Raw genomic sequence first — 16,597 nt, forward strand, 5'->3', positions numbered from 1 at the left:
ACATTACAACAAATGACCAACATCTTACAGTACATATCATAATTTATAAAAATCGAATCCTATCTGGATTTTTATGATGTCAACATAAGCAACCAAAATAACAATGTAAAAATAATGGATGCATCATTTAATATAAAAATTACTTTCCTTTTTTGACTAACGATTTTAGCATCAAATAATCATCTCCAGAGATACTTTTGAATAATACTAACAGACATAGATATAATACTGCACAGATAATTATAGTTAAGAACATATTTATTTTAGGGAGCATTGAAAGAACTAATCCCATGATCACTGAAGACAAAATAATCATGAAACTGCTCTTATTCAATGGAATGTATGAAAATGATTTATAGATAAAAATGGATTCGGAGATAAATAAAAGGATCACTGAAATTAATGTTGCTATTGCAGCCCCATTATAAGAATAAAGCGGAATTAAAATTATATTTAGTATTATATTGATTACACAGCATATACCTACTGAAATAGTATTCATTTTTTGCCTATTTGAAGATGTGAGCAAAGAACTTTGAATTGAATTGATAGAATTAAATATTACTGTTAACGACAGTATTTGAAGTGTGATAACTGAATAATTATAATCTGCACTATATAATAAATGTATAATTCTATCTGATAAAAGGAATAAACCCATAGTTATAGGTAGCATTAACTGGAGAATATATTTGCATCCAAGTGAATAAGTATAGTTTAATTTTGATACATTTTCATGGTATAGTTTAGACATAACTGGCATCATTGTAGAGGCTAACGCACCTGGCAAAAAAAGCAATGGATCGGTAAGTTTGTATGCAGCTGAATATAATCCAACTGCAGTATTCCCTACCATTTTTGAAAGCATTAAAATATCGATACGATAATAAATTATAAAAAGAGCATAACCAGCTATGAAAGGTAGACATTCCTTGAATAAATACTTCCACATACCAAAATCAATACTAAAATGCAAATTAATAAATTTTTTAGAGTAAAACATTGCAAGAATCATACGAATAGATTCAGCAGCAACATACCCATAAAAAAAATAAATAATAGGATAATGAAGATATATAAAAATGAAAACAAAAATTGCATAAATAAACTTAGATGAAATTAAACCTATTGAAGAATATTGCATTTTTAAATTAGCTTGAAATAATGATTCAAAAAGATAACTAATCCCTTGGAATAATAAAATTATCGTCATTATGGAAATGTACGAAATAATAGAATAAGAATAGTGTAATAAATTAATTAGTAATATAGCCATAAGTATTGCAAAAACAGAAGTAATAACTCTTATAGAAAGAATGTTACCCATCATAATATTTGTCTTTTCTGGAAATCGCGCCAAATCCCGTATTAAAATAGAATCCATTCCAAAATTAGCAACAAAAGTAAAAAACATCAAGTAAGTAATTACAAAATTATAATCTCCAAATTGTTCTACTCCTAAATATCTAGCCAAATATACTGAAATAAATAAAGCTAGTATTTTCACCACTACATTTCCTATTAATATAAATGTTGCATTTGTTGCTACTTTTTTGTATGTAGTCATGACAAGTACCTTTGATTAATTAATTCTATATTTAAATTTTTTATATCAGAGAAATGTTTTAAGCATACATAATAAGCATAAAAACTATACAAAATTCTATTAAAGAAATAGTTGAATTTACTATTTGCAAATATAATTGCAAAAATTATATCTTGAAATAAAAGCCCAATTTCGCTCCAGAAAAACAACAAGAAATTAATGGGCCTCCCTAAATTTTTCGATACAAAATATAAATTATATGTTTTTTCCATGATTAAAGAATCTTTCATTGGACTATTTTTATTTAAAGACGGATGGGTATATACAATGGCTTTTGGTGCAATGTAAACAGATTTTGGATTTGATAAATAAATCCTATAAGAGAAATCTGCATCTTCGCCATAACAATACTTTACTAACTTTTCATCATATTTAAAAGTCTTAAATACTTCCTTTTTAATGCAAGTTAAACCCCCAGAAGCCCATTCACAGTTAGCATCTTCAGTACAATTAAAAGGAGATGTTGTTTTTCCCGACATTAAAACCTTTTTTTCGCACGGAGTGTACCTAAATGTTAAAAAAAAATTCGCATAAGAATTCCATATGTTATCCCATATTTGATTAAGTAATTTAACCGAAGATTTTCTTTTTGGAATCATACCTTGAACAAGTAAAGCATCTGGATGACTGTTAAAACAACTAACTATTTCCTCAATATAGTTCTCTGCTGGAATATCATCATCATCCAAAAAAAACAAGTAATCACCGTGAGCTTTTGAAGCACCTAAATTTCGAGCGATAGAAACACTATTAACACTAGTGAACAAATAAGTACATGAAGCAAAATGTGAAGTATAAGAAGATGTAACCTCTTTAGTTAGTTTGTTAGAAGCATTATCTACTACTATTACTTCATCTGGAAGATGAGATTGACTAGAAAGAACGCTCAACAACTCTCCCAATTTCTCAGGTCTATTATAAGTAGGAATAATAACAGATATTTTCATAAAATCACAAAAATTACAATATACATATTATTTGACAATGGCCTAATCAACAAAACTCATTTATTTAAAGAATTATCACAGGATTGTTCAATAGTAGTTAATATAAACTCAACGACATCTATTTTATCATTCAACATTTTTTCTCTTTTAATAACCCATTCATCCCTAGAATTAGGCTTTAAAATAGCAATTGCCTTATTTAAAGCTTCAGATTTGTCAACAAGAGTATAACATAAATCATAGCTATGTTCAAGTTCCTCCAGATAACCCCTTGTAGTATTTGAAACATAAATAGAAGGAACACCTAATACAGCAGCTTCTGCAGCCATTGAAGCTCCTTCACCTATATATAGCGAAGAATAATACAAAAGGCTATGAAAATTCTCAGGAGGTACATTTACTTTATACTTTCCAAGTTCTGGACCGAGTTCAATCTCCGTAGTAATAAAGACTTTGCCATATTTAAGGAGAGAATTTACAAAAGATAAAATATCAGCTTCATTTTTAAAATTAAAGCCTTCTGCATTAACATCATGATGCGCATTTAAAGCTGAAAGACGGAGTATCGTATATTTTTCACCTTTTTTCAAACCGGCAATCTGCAACACACCAGGATCTGGAGTAAAGTATTTTGGGTGTAAATAAGATAACTCATAATATCCATTGAATTTCTTTTGTTTTTTACCCCTATCAATTCTGTGACATGTAGGTACATAATCTACTTTCGAAAACAGCAAAGTTGTGAATACAAACTGATTAATTGTTGCTTTTTCAGTATCAGTATCAGTAAAAGAAATATGATCTTTTCTCAATAAAAAACTAGCTTGGGCTGCATAAGGTGAACCAAAGCTCACAAAAAGATCTGCATTGAAATTCTTTGCTATTTTATATACCCGATAATCATTTTTAAACATGCCACATAATTTATTGAACAAACCTGTGTAATGAGGTTTCACTTCATAATCTAAACAATAAGAATTTAAAATCTCCAAGATATTTTCTTTGTTTGCAGCAACAATCTTAATTGAATGACCATCAGTAGATAATCTATTTATTACATTCAAAAAAACATTAATATCCTTTGGATGATTTATATCAATGAGAATACGCATTGATTACCTCCATATAAGTGTATTTAGTAAATCTTTTGATGAGAAAACTTTTTTACCCCGATAAGAAGAAAGAGCTGAATTGAATATTTTCATCTTGTTTTCATTTCTTAATAATTGGTTAATAATAGAAGGAATATCTTTGTAGATATTTATGAACTTTACACCTATATCATATGAAGTATTTGTTTCAAAATCATAGCCTAATGACACATTATATAGATGAAATGGAAAGTCAACCCCACATGCAATTGGATGCTTTAAATACTGCCAAAAACGAGGGTTTATTTCAATTAACTTAAAGCAATTATCCCTCAAATCCAATTTGAATTCAATTTCCGCTACTCCATACCACTTCAGGCTATCAAATATTTTTTTTGCATAATCCAGTAAAACCTGTTCAAATATACTCACGCCACATGTAGTAATTCCACCCGTATGAGGATATTCACGAATTTTTTTTGCCATAAAAAATGATACTAACTCATGGTCTTGATTGTACAGCACATTTATCATATACATCTGCTCACTTGAACCAGGAATATATTCTTGAACCATAGGAAGATGTCCAGCATTAATAAGTTCGGAATAATAACCTATAAGTTCATCTTTTGATTTAACAATATGAATACATCTTGCTGCACCTCCACCCATTCGAGGTTTTATTATTAGAGGATATGTCGCAATTTCGGAATATTTAATCAATTCATCATGATTTTTAAAAACAAATGTTTCAGGTACTGGGATATTTAATAATTTCGCTAAATCAAATGTTTGAAATTTATCGTGTGCTTTTATCAAATAATCGTAATCTGAAATTGGAACATCACACACTTCATTCAAAAGAGATTTGTTTTTACTAAGTGGAATTACAACGTCATCACTCATTGGAAATACTGTTTCGATATGATTTTTTAAACATATATCATATACTGAGTCAATAAAATATTCAGTTGACGGAGGCAAATAAGTCACATATTTTTGTTGGGAAAAATTAAAGATGGGTTCTGAAATATCTGCTGCAATAGTAGAAATACCTTCTTTATTAAGAGATTTTGCTGCCTCTTTTGATATTTTCCAAGAAGAATTTGTTAATAATACAGACATATAAACCTACTCCACTTTTACTTTAAAGTACCTATTTTTTTTGCAGGAACACCTGCAACTATGGTATATGATTCTACATTTTTAGTAACAACTGCCCCAGCACCCACAACAGCTCCTTCACCAATTGTAACATTAGGCAATATTGTAACAGAAGCTCCAATCCAAGAGCCTCTCATAATATGTATTGGGCCACTTGTTGTCGAAGTAATTTTGCCATATTTAGCAATATCACTTACAGGATGTGTACGAAGAACTAAGATTGAATACGGACCAATGTGAACATCATCTTCGATTGTAAGCAAAGATGAATCTGAATGATGAGTCCCCCATAAAAGGCAAAAGGGACTTATAATGGAGTTATTACCTATAGCGTAACCACATTTCCTCCACCAATAAGTAGGCCACTTATACGATACAGGATATCGTGCTAAAAAACTATATAATTTCAACTTCAGTTTATGTAATATTAATAGGCCCATAATCCACCATTGTTTTAACGTGAAATCCAAGTCAAAAAAGGTTTTACTTTTTGATAGGGCTTCAGTGCGTTGATTGCTAGTATTTTTTTTGCCGCAGAATGCACCTTCTCATACCTGCCATAATTCACCATTTCCCCACCAAATCTTCTCTTGAACTCCCTGACACCATATGGTTTATCCGGGTGACCGGCACCGCCAAAATCAAAGACCTTATATTTACCGGCATTCGTCTTAAGGATATGCCATACAAGAGCTTCATCCACGTAATCAACTCCCTGACAGGATCCGGCATACCAATCATAAACCATATCCTTATAATTGAGAGTAATTCGTGTTCCTATAGCTTCCTCGTCTTTATATGCAATAAAGAAATCTGCAAGCTCTGTACCTGACAAGTCATCATATACAGCTTCAAAGAGAGAAATATCTGCTATGGGAATCTTAAATCGCTTATATGTTTCAAGCACAAGATCATAACATAGATTCAGTTCTTTCTTATTTTCTACGCTACGGACTACAATTCCATCTCTTTCAGCCCTGTTTATCCCTTTTCGACGGGACTTCTGGATATCCGACCAAATTTCTTTTTCATCCCGATCAAGATCGATCAAAAAATCAAGGTGTTCTTTGTATTCATAACCCATCTCAGTCAAAGTATCGTGATAATCGCTGGTATCCCACATATTGCGTATCTGAGTATAAACAATCTTACTTTTTATTCGATTATTATAGTGAGACATTAGTTCCAAAACTGCTTTCCTGCCCTGATCAGAATCCACAAATAGCGGAGCACCCTGAATGACTGAGCGTGACGAAAAAGGCGAAAGCACACCTTTCATTTCACAAATCAAAGAACCCTGCACCAGAGCAAGTATATTTCCTGAATCTTCATCCCTTGCTATAAGGCGTACAGGTTCATACTTGTTGGTCTTCTCATATATCTTTGACATATGAGATGTCTGGAAAATATTGCCATGCGGATGATCCTGAACAAAATTATCCCACTCTGTATCATCAAAATTATCAGTAATTAATGTCATGAACTTCACCTAAGCTACCTGGTCATCTTCCTATACTGTATAATTCCAGCCTTGCCAACATTCTTGAGATTCTGCATGACAAGCTCTTTGGTCCAACCCAGCATTCCATCACACCACCTGTTAGGATGTGCAAGGATACACATCTGCTCAACCTCTTCACGCTTCACAAGGTTAATAACATCATCTGTAGATTTTATGGTTTTCCCATACCTGACACTCAGTTCATTATCAGGACTTTCAAGAACATCCTTTACACGTATGTTGCGATCCGCCCAGGTTCTTCCGGTATCTGTGAGATAAAGCACTTTGGAATAATCAATGGAAAAATAAGGTTCACCTACGATCCCAAGATCAGTGTAATTATGATCCTTCCAGAGATCCCGATTGGACCACGAAGCAAAAGGATTTCCATGCATGCATGCAGTAGTAACCTTCGCATATTTGCGAAGATCTTCCAGTTCAGTTCTGAATATTTCCAAGGCCTCTTCTTTATCACCCTTTGCCTTATCCATTACTTCATAATGGAAACCCACCTCATGTCCAAGATCTGCGACCTCTTCAATGGCCGAAGGGATGAAAACATCTTTTACATGCCTGAAATAATAAGTAGATCTTACACCATATTCCGCTTCCAGTCTTGCCATTTCAAGATTTCTGTCAACAGCACGATCCACATCGTGGCGTAAGATGATACAGCGTTCCTCTGGAGACAAAAGATAATCGAGAACTGGCATGGGTTTGTATTCTGTAGACTCTATTGCTTCGATAAGTTCTTCATACTTAGCTAATGTGAAATCTCTCAAGACAGAACCTCAGTGTTAGATAACAATCAATATTTATGGAGTGGTAAAGTAATCAGATTCAACTGACGGCACATTAAGTATTTAATGAAACAGGAAATCCCATAGTATATTGCAATATCACCCTGTTTTTAGCCAAATTACTAAACAAAGCAAAATATAAATTACTAACTATATAAAGTTAGCACCTGCTCAAAAAATGATGATGATGAGGACTTCAGTCAAATATATATATCATTTTAATGATTCTGTAAATGGGTACAAAAAATGCAAGATGAAAACAAAAACTTAATTATTATCCTTTTAGTACTTGCACTTTTCACGGGGGCAACTATAGAACTCAGTGAAGGTTCTACTATAATGGGTGTAATACTTTTCATAATAGCTGCAATCCTTATCTCCAGAATGAAATTAAAAGGAGAAGAAGGGTTACAGAGTTCAAAAAATTTCATGCTCATAGGTGGGTTCATAGTAGCTGCTGATCTCATATACAACTATGTGAACAGCAGCGGGCTGGGAACACTCGATTCAATGGTCTTTTTCCTTGGAGTATCATTGATCGCAATGGGTACAGGGAAGAGAGACCTGAAACAACTTGGAGAATTTGGTTTCTATATATCCTCTGTGTTCACCGGACTATACCTGATATTCTATTCATTCTTTGGATTTTTTAACATCGATTTTCTGCATCTCTTTGACCATTATTTTGTCCTTATGCCAACTGTGGCATTCATAAAGATTTTTGGAATACCCATTGAAATAATAGCCACAGAGACCGTCATCCTGTATGGTGCTAAACCAATGACCATTGTGATAGGAGGACCCTGTTCAGGTCTTTATTCAATGTTCCTGTTAATAGGTATTGTTGCTGGATATTCAAGGATAGAGAAAATGGACATGAAAAAGACATTTGCCTTATTGGGTCTTGCAGTTCTTATCGCATACATTGCAAACCTTATCAGAGTCCTGATCTTATATATCACTGCATACTTCTACGGAATGGACGTAATGATGATAGTCCATACACACATAGGCTGGATGATATTCGCAGTCACTGCAGGCGGCATCATGTACATTATCAATAAAAAATAAAAGAAATAGTAAAAATAATAGAATGCATTTTAGCGTTCTATTAATCTCTTTTTGAATATCCTGACAGATATAACCATCAGAACTATGACTGTGCCCATATAAACAAAGCTAAGTCCAAATACAAGTAGGAATTTGAAATCTTTGAGTATAAAAGTTATAGCCACAATAAGACCAAAAAGAATGATCGAATAAGAAATAAAACTGAACATCATTGCTTTTTGCCAGTCTTTAAGACTTGTATAAAAATAGTTAATCTCCGTAAACATACTCAAACCTCAACTCCATCCAGCCTTTTTCTAATTATTTTCTCCTGATATACATCATTATCGATCTTGTCAATGGCCTTCAAACGTGCCGAAAGATCAGGTTTCATATTAAAAAGAGAGAGATGAATGTCGAAAAAAGAGTTGACTTTAACAGGATTCATGACATACAAATGAACATGGCCAGGATTAAAATACTCCATGGAATTAAGAAGTATATCATTATGCAACCTTTTTAACGCGGATGATAATATATCCTTATTTTTCATTACCTTTAAAACTTCAATATCAGCCTTTGATGTTGAATCAGAAGCACCGGCATAAACAATAAGGGAACATGGAAGCATAACAATACCCATAACAACAAATCGTATGAATTTTGGAGCAGGATCTTCCTCCTGACCAAAACCACCCAGCATAGCCATCCACAGAGCAATAGTAGAAAAAGATGCAATGATACCTGCTATAAATGCCACAAAAGTATTGAGAGCCACATTGCCTTCTTTAATGCGAGCCATCTCCCGGGCAAAGATCATTTCCAGTTCATCATCTTCCAGAATATCAAGCAATCTGCGAGAGAAAACGATATGAGAACTTTTTTTAGAACCTACTGTAAATATAACAGGAACTGCTGATTCAAATAGATGGATTTCCGGCTTATTCACCGAAAAAATGCTGCAAAGATTATCTAACATTCCATATACTTCTGCAAACTCACCAGATGGCACATCATGGCATCCATACCACTTCAAAATAAAACGTGAAGATGACAGATAGATTACTCTGCTCAATATGAGAACAATAGCAAAACTCAAAATTCCCGGTACTAAGCCTCCAATATAGAATGAAACTGATACTACAGGAAGAGTAATCAAAATAAACAGAAGATATATCCAGATCTTATTCCTAATGCTTATCCCTCGGTCATATTATAAAAGATACAATGTTGTTTTATTCTGAAGTTGATATACAATGGCACCCTATACTTATATATTTTAGCAAATAATTACCTTCAACTCATAAATATTTCATTCATATTTCATAATCATACTAACTTACAAGGATCAAGTGAATAGATGTTTGGCAAAAACAAATGCAAGTACACCCAGGATCTTAAAATATTATTTTTGGTAGCATTGCTATCAATTGTCTTTATCCTGGTTCCGCCTTTCAGTGAAACCCCTTTGAGGATACCTTTCGCATTACTATTGATATTTTTTATACCTGGGTATACTTTTATTTCCGCCATGTTCCCCGGAAATCAGGTGATCTCAGGAATTGAAAGATTCACACTAAGCGTTGGTTTTAGCATTATTATCATGGTTTTTGATGGATTTCTTATTAGCCTTACTGTATGGAAATTCAGGCCAAACTCAATTACCATTTCACTTGTATTGCTCACATTCATATTTGGGATCATAGCTTATCTGGCAAGGAAACGCCTACCTCTGGATGATCAATTTAGCTTTTCATACAAAGATTTCATTCATTCACTTACAGCGCCGGAAACATGCAACATTGATGATGAAGAGGAGAATATCTGCTATGATGAGAACATAGATGACAAGCGTTTTGCTGCAAGGAACAGAAAAAAAATATCCTCAATGCGCAAACCAGTGAAAGCTATGAAAAAACCTGCTTTGAAAACCAGTGAAAGATTGCCTCCAGAGATTACAAAAACTCTCATAATAGCAATGGTGCTTTCGATCATCGTTGCCGGTTCAATGTTTGCCTATGCAAAAGCTACCAGAGAAAAAGAGACATTCACAACATTATACATACTGGGCCCTGATGGCAAAGCTGACAACTACCCGGAAAATTTCTCAATAAATGATCCGATACAGATTATTGCTGGTATTGAAAATTATGAACATGCAAAAGAGAACTACACACTTGAGATAATTCTGGATGGGTCTACATTAAATACAATGGAAATAACTCTCGATCATGGAGAAAAGTGGGAAAAAGAACTTACTATAACTCCTACCCAATCAAAACAAGGAAAACAGAAACTCGAACTTGCTTTATATAAGGGTGGTTCAGAAGGTAATACATATAGAACAGTAAATCTCTGGGTCAATCAGGTACTAAGCAATGGACCCATCATAACAAAAGATCATGAAGCAATAGATTTCGTAAAAATAATAAATCCATCTATGGAATCTGATGACGGATGGGAATTCACCACCACTAACGATACCATAGCCGCAGGATACTATGAAAATGGTACGGGAATATACGGATCAAGGGCATTTGTCATCAATGCCACTTATAAGGGTATGCTTAATGAATACAATTCACATACTGTAGAACAGATGATATACAGTAACAAATCTGCAAATGTTATATTATCATGCTACATTAAAGATTCATATACAAAAGGAACCCCGGATAAAGATGAAACCCAATCAAAAAGAATAATTTTGAACAGAAATGTAATTTGGTCTGATGGAATGAATGGAGATGAAGGTTGGCAACATTTAGAAATACCAATCACATTGCAAGAAGGTAATAATACCCTTGACTTTAGAATGCTACAGGGAAGACTTCAGGAATTAAATCCTGTTGAAATGATAATAGATGAGGTTTCTATTATACCAGAATCTGCATTATCAAAATACATAAGAGCCGACAATACAGTAGAATTTGAACTGCCAGAATCTAAGGTATTGCCGCTTCCAAAAACAAGCAATACAAAATTTACTGTTCAGTGGGAAGGCACTGATGTTGGATCTGGAATCTATTATTATACTATACAATATTCTACGAATGGAACTGAATGGAAAGACTGGATATCAAAAACAGCTATGACATCGGGAGAGTTTGAAGGGCAAGAAGGAGTTACATATTATTTCAGATCAAAAGCTGTTGACAATGCACTTAATGAGGAAATGGAAAAATCAACACCAGATACCAGTACAACCATAGATACGGCCACACCGGAGATTGAACTGGATATTACACCAAATCCGACAAGTGATGTAACGTATCTAACAGTAAACTCGAACAAAGCACTTTTGTCTGTTGACTGCCTGATCACCCCTCACAATTTTGGTACTATTGAAAATATCAAACTTTCTACAACTGATAATATAACCTGGGCAAGCAAATACAAAGTGGAAGTACAAGATACATATGATATTGAGGTAATGGCCAGAGATTATGCAAACAACACAGCCTACACATTTGGCACGTTATACACGGATGAGTCTTTAGAAAAACTGACTATAGATTTCGATCCAGAAGAAACATCTGATGAAGTAACAATAACTGTAACCTCATCAACTGCATTAAAGACAGAACCTACCTTAGTAGTGAAAGACAGATATGGTCACAAACTAGAGGTTAATTACCAGAGTTCAAAAGATAATGAGTATGTATACGTTGCCACAACCAATGATGACGATCTGGATTATACAATCTATGATGGAACAGCACGTGTTACGGTTACTGCTAAAACAGTTAATTCAATGACGCTCTATGAAGAAGATACTTTCTTAATAGACAGAGTAGACCCGACAATCGTAAGTTTCAGTCCTGATGACGGTGAAACTGTTAAAACAAATAGCCCATCTATCAGAGCTTCATATTCAGATGATCGTGCAGGTATTGATAAAACAAAAGTAAAACTCATAGTAAATGGAATAGATGTAACCAGCAATGCGGAAATAGATTACAGTTCCATATATTATCTGGCACAAGGACTGGAAAATGGAAAAGTTGACGTGCAACTGACAGTAACAGATCAGGCGGGCAATACTAAAGAGAAAGACTGGTCATTCTTTGTAACAGCATGATGATGGCGAATAAAGGATATCGATAACATATCATCATAATGAGTATAATGACTTATATGAATGTTTACAAACGTTTATATAGAAAAAAAGCAAAGGAGAGAATACCGTAAAAATCTTTTAGATATACTTTGAGATATAATGAGGTGGTACGATATGAAAAAAATATTAATAGCAATAGCAGTCATTGCATTGTTTACAGGAACAGCAGCAGCATATGATGCTAACATATGGAATGCAGCAGGAACAGCAGCAGCCGGTAACCCAATAGTTATTCACCCTGGCGAAACACTTACATTCAGTTACAATGGAGCTAATTTTGCATCCGAGAATCAGGTTTTGCCTTATTACTCTGACGTAGAAGCTGTTTCAGGAGGAGCTGCCGATACAGATATGACAGTAACTATCAGCAAAACAAACTTCGAGCCAGGAATAGCAGATCCATATACCGATGTAGCTGTAGTTCAGATCACTCTTGATGCAAATGCACCAGCAACAGGACAGTGGAGAGTTACCATAGGAGCAGGCGAAGATGCAATAACAAAGGATGTAGGATCAGCAGCAAGGAACTTCCTGATTCCTGAATTCCCAACAATTGCACTCCCAGTAGCTGCAATCCTTGGTCTTGCATTCTTCATGCAGCGCCGCAAGGAAGAGTAAGTTAACTAACTTACTCCTATTTTCTCTTTTTTGAAATCTAGCTTTAATTCATCTAACTCTAAAACTTATATTCTTTTAAACCCATACTTCCCTGAATAACATCAGAAGATGATCATCATGGAAGAACTAATCACAAAATTATCTAATGCTCATGGAATATCCGGTAGCGAAGGCAATATAAGAACAATTCTTGAAGAAGAACTCAAACCTTATACTGACGAGATGAGAACTGATAAAATGGGAAATCTCATAGCAATCAGAAAAGGTGAAGGACCTTCAATTATGCTTGCTGCACATATGGATGAGATTGGCCTGATGGTCAAATACATCGATGAAAACGGTTTCCTCAAGTTTGTCAAGATCGGTGGATGGTACGACCCAACTCTCCATAGCCAGAGAGTTATTGTCCATACAACAAAAGGCCCCATACCAGGTGTTATAGGATCAAAACCACCACATGTTATGAAGCCTGAGGACAGGAAGAAACCACCTGAAGCTAAAGATATGTTCATTGACGTCGGTGCAAAGGACAAAGAAGATGCTATGAACATGGGCATAATTGTTGGCACACCTGTTTCCATGGATCGTGAAGTAAAGAAACTTGCAAATGGCAAGATAACCGGTAAAGCATTCGACAACAGGGCGGGATGCGCGATTATGATCGATGCTATGCGACAGATAGCAGAGCTCGATATCAAGGCAACCATCTATGCAGTAGGTACCGTACAGGAAGAGGTTGGACTTAAAGGAGCACGTACTTCAGCGTTTGGACTTGATCCTGACATTGCAATTGCAATTGACACAACAATCCCGGGAGATCATCCGGGCATGAGCAAGAATGAATCCTCACTTGATACAGGAAAAGGAGGAGTCATAACAATAGCTGATGCAGCTGGAAGAGGTATTATCGCTTCACCACAGGTCATTAAATGGCTCATAGAAACTGCTGAGAAGAATGAGATTGCATACCAGACAGACGTAGGAGACGGCGGCACTACCGATGCAACAGCCATTCACCTTACAAGAGAAGGAATTCCATCTACTGTACTGAGCGTTGCAACAAGATATATTCACTCACCTGTGGAAGTTCTTGATCTTGCAGATCTGCAGAGCTGTTCAGACCTTATAGCAAAGGCAGTTCTTAGTGTGAACGACTATTTTTGATCAGGGATAGCTCCCTGATTATTTTTCAGTAACTTCATATATCAAAAAATTCATTTCGCAGGAATGATTCCTGAGCAAGATACTATTTGCCCTTGTAGCCAAAAAGTCTGTTATATTCGTCATGATCAACTATATCCAAGACAACTGCAAGAATAAGATTTGCCATCATCATGATCATTTTTTAATGTGTAAAGCATCCTCCAGAAATATGCCAATTCCACTCGGAATAGGTTTTTAACATCATAATTAGTGCGATATACGTCAGGAATCAATTTTTTATTTACAGGGATACCATAGTGCATATCTTTTTTAATAAGTTCAGCTTTGTCCTTTATTGCTTCTACAATTGCCGATTCTTTTTTAGATCCGGATGCCCTTTCCCGCAAGGAGTTATACTTAATACCTACCTCTTCAATAAGGACTACCCTAACTGTTTTCACATCTCAAAACCTCTGGATATTGCTTTGTTGAGGTTACGGTTACTATTGAATATCCAGGTAATTCCTCTGATGCTTACTGCTATCTTATTACTCTCTTCAAGATACTCCAGAATGGTTTTAAGAGTATTGTGATTTACTTGCCTTGGAAGATACCTTTTTAGCTCGGCCAGAGACACAACACTCTCATCCATATTTTGAAGGGTATTTTCTACCATCTTAATTGTATTCAACGTAGGTGAGCGTCCTGGCCTGCTGATCGATTCTGTAGTGTTCATTTATAGTCCCCTTACTTGATATCAGATAATTATTAAATGATACAAACTGATAATTATTATTTACTCCTCAATTACTATATATCTTCATTGATAAGTAGTACTGAAAAATCCTGTGTCATCCTGACAAAAAACAACTCAACTAGCCCGCCAAAGGCGGCACATTCCATGATCACTAAACGAAATGTTAACCAGTAATTTTCCATCTGATTCAACATCAAAGTAAAATAGTACTGCCATCATGTGATAAATCATGATAAATTAATCGTTATACATATATAGCACTTCAGTGTATCCCTCTAAGCTGTTGCTACTCAGTGACAGACAAATATCGTGAGGGATTATATTATTCGAAAATGTCCGGTTTTTAGACACAACTCTTAGAGACGGCGAACAAACACCAGGCGTAGCGCTTACCAGCAAGGATAAGGTTGACATTGCCACAAAGCTTGATGAGCTTGGCGTTAATGTCATCGAGGCAGGATCAGCCATCACCTCAGAAGGTGAACGCGAGTCCATAAGAGCCGTGGTTGCTGAAGGATTGAATGCAGAGATCTGTAGCTACTGCAGGATCATGAAGCCAGATGTAGATTATGCACTGGCATGTGATGTTGATTCGATCCACCTAGTGGCACCTGTATCCGACTTACACATTAATGTGAAGCTTAAGAAAGACAGGGAAGCTGTCAGGAAGATGGCTATTGAGACCACAGAATATGCAAAGGAACATGGCCTTATTGTAGAACTCAGTGGCGAAGATGCCTCAAGGGCAGACTTGGAGTTCCTGAAGTCATTATACATTGACGGCGTGGATGCCGGAGCTGACAGATTATGTTTCTGCGATACAGTAGGATTACTTGTTCCTGAGAAAGCGGAACTCATATTCAAGGACATCTGTTCTGCTGTAAAGGCACCTGTAAGTATTCACTGCCATGATGATTTTGGCCTTGCGACATCCAATACCATTGCAGCTTTACGAGGAGGCGCACAGCAGGCCCATGTCACAATAAACGGAATTGGCGAGCGTGCAGGCAACACATCTCTGGAAGAAGTTGTGATGACCATTGAATGGTTATACAAACACAAGACCGGAATTAACACAAAAGAGATCTTTAAGACCTCAAGACTTGTAAGCAGGCTCACAGGCATACCTGTAGCACCTAACAAATCACTAATCGGTGGTAATGCATTTACCCATGAAGCAGGAATCCACGTACACGGTTTACTTGCTGATACGGAAACATATGAGCCAATAAAGCCTGAGATACTTGGAAGAGAAAGGAAGATAGTTCTTGGAAAGCATGCAGGCAAGAGTTCTGTTACCCTTGCTGTCAAGGAAATGGGATTTGAGGTTGATGATTCACAGTTACATGAGATACTGAACCGTGTAAAAGAACTGGGAGACCACGGTAAGAAGGTAACCGACGCAGATCTGCAGACAATAACTGAAACTGTCCTTAGTATCCAGAGAGAAGCGAAGGTCATTCTTGAAGAATATACTGTAGTATCAGGTAACAAGGTCACACCTACGGCATCTGTTAAGCTCAAAGTTGATGGCCAGGATGTCGTTGAGGCAGGTATTGGAGACGGACCTGTGGATGCAGCCTTTGCAAGTATCAGAAAAGGAATATCAGGAATTGCTGATGTCCAGCTTGAAGAATATCACGTAGATGCAATCAGTGGTGGCACTGATGCCCTTGTAGAAGTACTTGTGAAGCTCTCAAAGGACGGAAAGATGGTTACGGCCAGAGGTTCAAGGACAGATATAGTAATGGCATCCGTGGAGGCTGTTATTAACGGAATTAACCGCCTTATCTGAAACTT

At 35.6% G+C, this 16,597-nt stretch carries 16 protein-coding genes; 5 read left to right on the plus strand and 11 right to left on the minus strand.

The window, feature by feature from the left end; translation table 11 throughout:
- Positions 1-139: 139 nt before the first annotated feature.
- From BLP52_RS00560 to BLP52_RS00590, 7 genes are all read right to left on the minus strand, one after another.
- Positions 140-1,567 (minus strand): flippase, encoded by a 1,428-nt coding sequence (locus tag BLP52_RS00560; protein ID WP_091707772.1) that lies wholly within the window; start codon positions 1,565-1,567, stop codon positions 140-142.
- The gene (locus BLP52_RS00565; RefSeq protein ID WP_091707774.1) at positions 1,564-2,553 is read right to left on the minus strand and encodes a glycosyltransferase family 2 protein; all 990 of its coding nucleotides are present in this window, start codon (positions 2,551-2,553) and stop codon (positions 1,564-1,566) included. Before BLP52_RS00565 ends, BLP52_RS00560 begins: the two co-directional genes overlap by 4 nt.
- A 56-nt stretch (positions 2,554-2,609) precedes the next feature.
- Positions 2,610-3,665, minus strand: coding sequence for a DUF354 domain-containing protein (locus BLP52_RS00570; protein WP_091707776.1), 1,056 nt, complete (start codon positions 3,663-3,665; stop codon positions 2,610-2,612).
- Between the two features lie 3 nt (positions 3,666-3,668).
- Positions 3,669-4,769, minus strand: a complete 1,101-nt coding sequence (locus tag BLP52_RS00575) for a carboxylate--amine ligase (RefSeq protein ID WP_091707777.1) — start codon at positions 4,767-4,769, stop codon at positions 3,669-3,671.
- A 17-nt stretch (positions 4,770-4,786) separates the two neighbouring features.
- Complete coding sequence (locus BLP52_RS14555; protein ID WP_202905698.1) at positions 4,787-5,071, minus strand: acyltransferase; 285 nt, start codon at positions 5,069-5,071, stop codon at positions 4,787-4,789.
- A 191-nt stretch (positions 5,072-5,262) separates the two neighbouring features.
- A complete protein-coding gene (locus tag BLP52_RS00585; protein ID WP_091707780.1) occupies positions 5,263-6,288 on the minus strand; it encodes a lipid II:glycine glycyltransferase FemX in 1,026 nt (341 codons plus the stop codon).
- A gap of 14 nt (positions 6,289-6,302) precedes the next feature.
- A complete protein-coding gene (locus BLP52_RS00590) occupies positions 6,303-7,091 on the minus strand; it encodes a polysaccharide deacetylase family protein (protein WP_202905699.1) in 789 nt (262 codons plus the stop codon).
- 264 nt (positions 7,092-7,355) lie between these two features.
- Here BLP52_RS00590 and artC point away from each other — a divergent pair, with 264 nt between their 5' ends.
- A complete protein-coding gene (artC, locus tag BLP52_RS00595; RefSeq protein WP_091707781.1) occupies positions 7,356-8,180 on the plus strand; it encodes an archaeosortase C in 825 nt (274 codons plus the stop codon).
- Positions 8,181-8,209: 29 nt separating this feature from the next.
- Here artC and BLP52_RS00600 read toward each other — a convergent pair whose 3' ends face one another.
- Together BLP52_RS00600 and BLP52_RS00605 are read right to left on the minus strand one after the other, a co-directional pair.
- Positions 8,210-8,452, minus strand: coding sequence for a hypothetical protein (locus BLP52_RS00600; protein WP_154717756.1), 243 nt, complete (start codon positions 8,450-8,452; stop codon positions 8,210-8,212).
- Positions 8,449-9,234, minus strand: a complete 786-nt coding sequence (locus tag BLP52_RS00605) for a M48 family metallopeptidase (RefSeq protein WP_154717757.1) — start codon at positions 9,232-9,234, stop codon at positions 8,449-8,451. The genes BLP52_RS00600 and BLP52_RS00605 overlap by 4 nt, the downstream gene beginning before the upstream one ends.
- A gap of 285 nt (positions 9,235-9,519) precedes the next feature.
- On the opposite strand from BLP52_RS00605, the gene BLP52_RS00610 reads away from it, so the two are divergent.
- The 3 genes from BLP52_RS00610 to BLP52_RS00620 all read left to right on the plus strand — a co-directional run bounded on the left by BLP52_RS00610 (position 9,520) and on the right by BLP52_RS00620 (position 14,061).
- Positions 9,520-12,240 (plus strand): DUF1616 domain-containing protein, encoded by a 2,721-nt coding sequence (locus BLP52_RS00610; protein ID WP_091707787.1) that lies wholly within the window; start codon positions 9,520-9,522, stop codon positions 12,238-12,240.
- Between the two features lie 153 nt (positions 12,241-12,393).
- Positions 12,394-12,897: a PEF-CTERM sorting domain-containing protein gene (locus tag BLP52_RS00615; protein WP_091707788.1), complete on the plus strand. Its 504-nt coding sequence runs from the start codon at positions 12,394-12,396 to the stop codon at positions 12,895-12,897.
- Between the two features lie 117 nt (positions 12,898-13,014).
- The gene (locus BLP52_RS00620) at positions 13,015-14,061 is read left to right on the plus strand and encodes a M42 family metallopeptidase (RefSeq protein WP_091707790.1); all 1,047 of its coding nucleotides are present in this window, start codon (positions 13,015-13,017) and stop codon (positions 14,059-14,061) included.
- Between the two features lie 125 nt (positions 14,062-14,186).
- Here the strand turns inward: BLP52_RS00620 and BLP52_RS00625 are convergent, their stop codons facing one another.
- Together BLP52_RS00625 and BLP52_RS00630 are read right to left on the minus strand one after the other, a co-directional pair.
- Entirely contained in the window at positions 14,187-14,501 is a 315-nt protein-coding gene (locus BLP52_RS00625) for a hypothetical protein (protein WP_091707792.1), read from the minus strand.
- Positions 14,498-14,776 (minus strand): hypothetical protein, encoded by a 279-nt coding sequence (locus BLP52_RS00630; RefSeq protein WP_091707794.1) that lies wholly within the window; start codon positions 14,774-14,776, stop codon positions 14,498-14,500. The genes BLP52_RS00625 and BLP52_RS00630 overlap by 4 nt, the downstream gene beginning before the upstream one ends.
- 340 nt (positions 14,777-15,116) lie before the next feature.
- On the opposite strand from BLP52_RS00630, the gene BLP52_RS00635 reads away from it, so the two are divergent.
- The gene (locus BLP52_RS00635; protein WP_449405410.1) at positions 15,117-16,592 is read left to right on the plus strand and encodes a (R)-citramalate synthase; all 1,476 of its coding nucleotides are present in this window, start codon (positions 15,117-15,119) and stop codon (positions 16,590-16,592) included.
- Positions 16,593-16,597: the final 5 nt, after the last annotated feature.

Source organism: Methanolobus vulcani (genome assembly GCF_900100715.1).
Classification (GTDB): Archaea; Halobacteriota; Methanosarcinia; order Methanosarcinales; family Methanosarcinaceae; genus Methanolobus; species Methanolobus vulcani.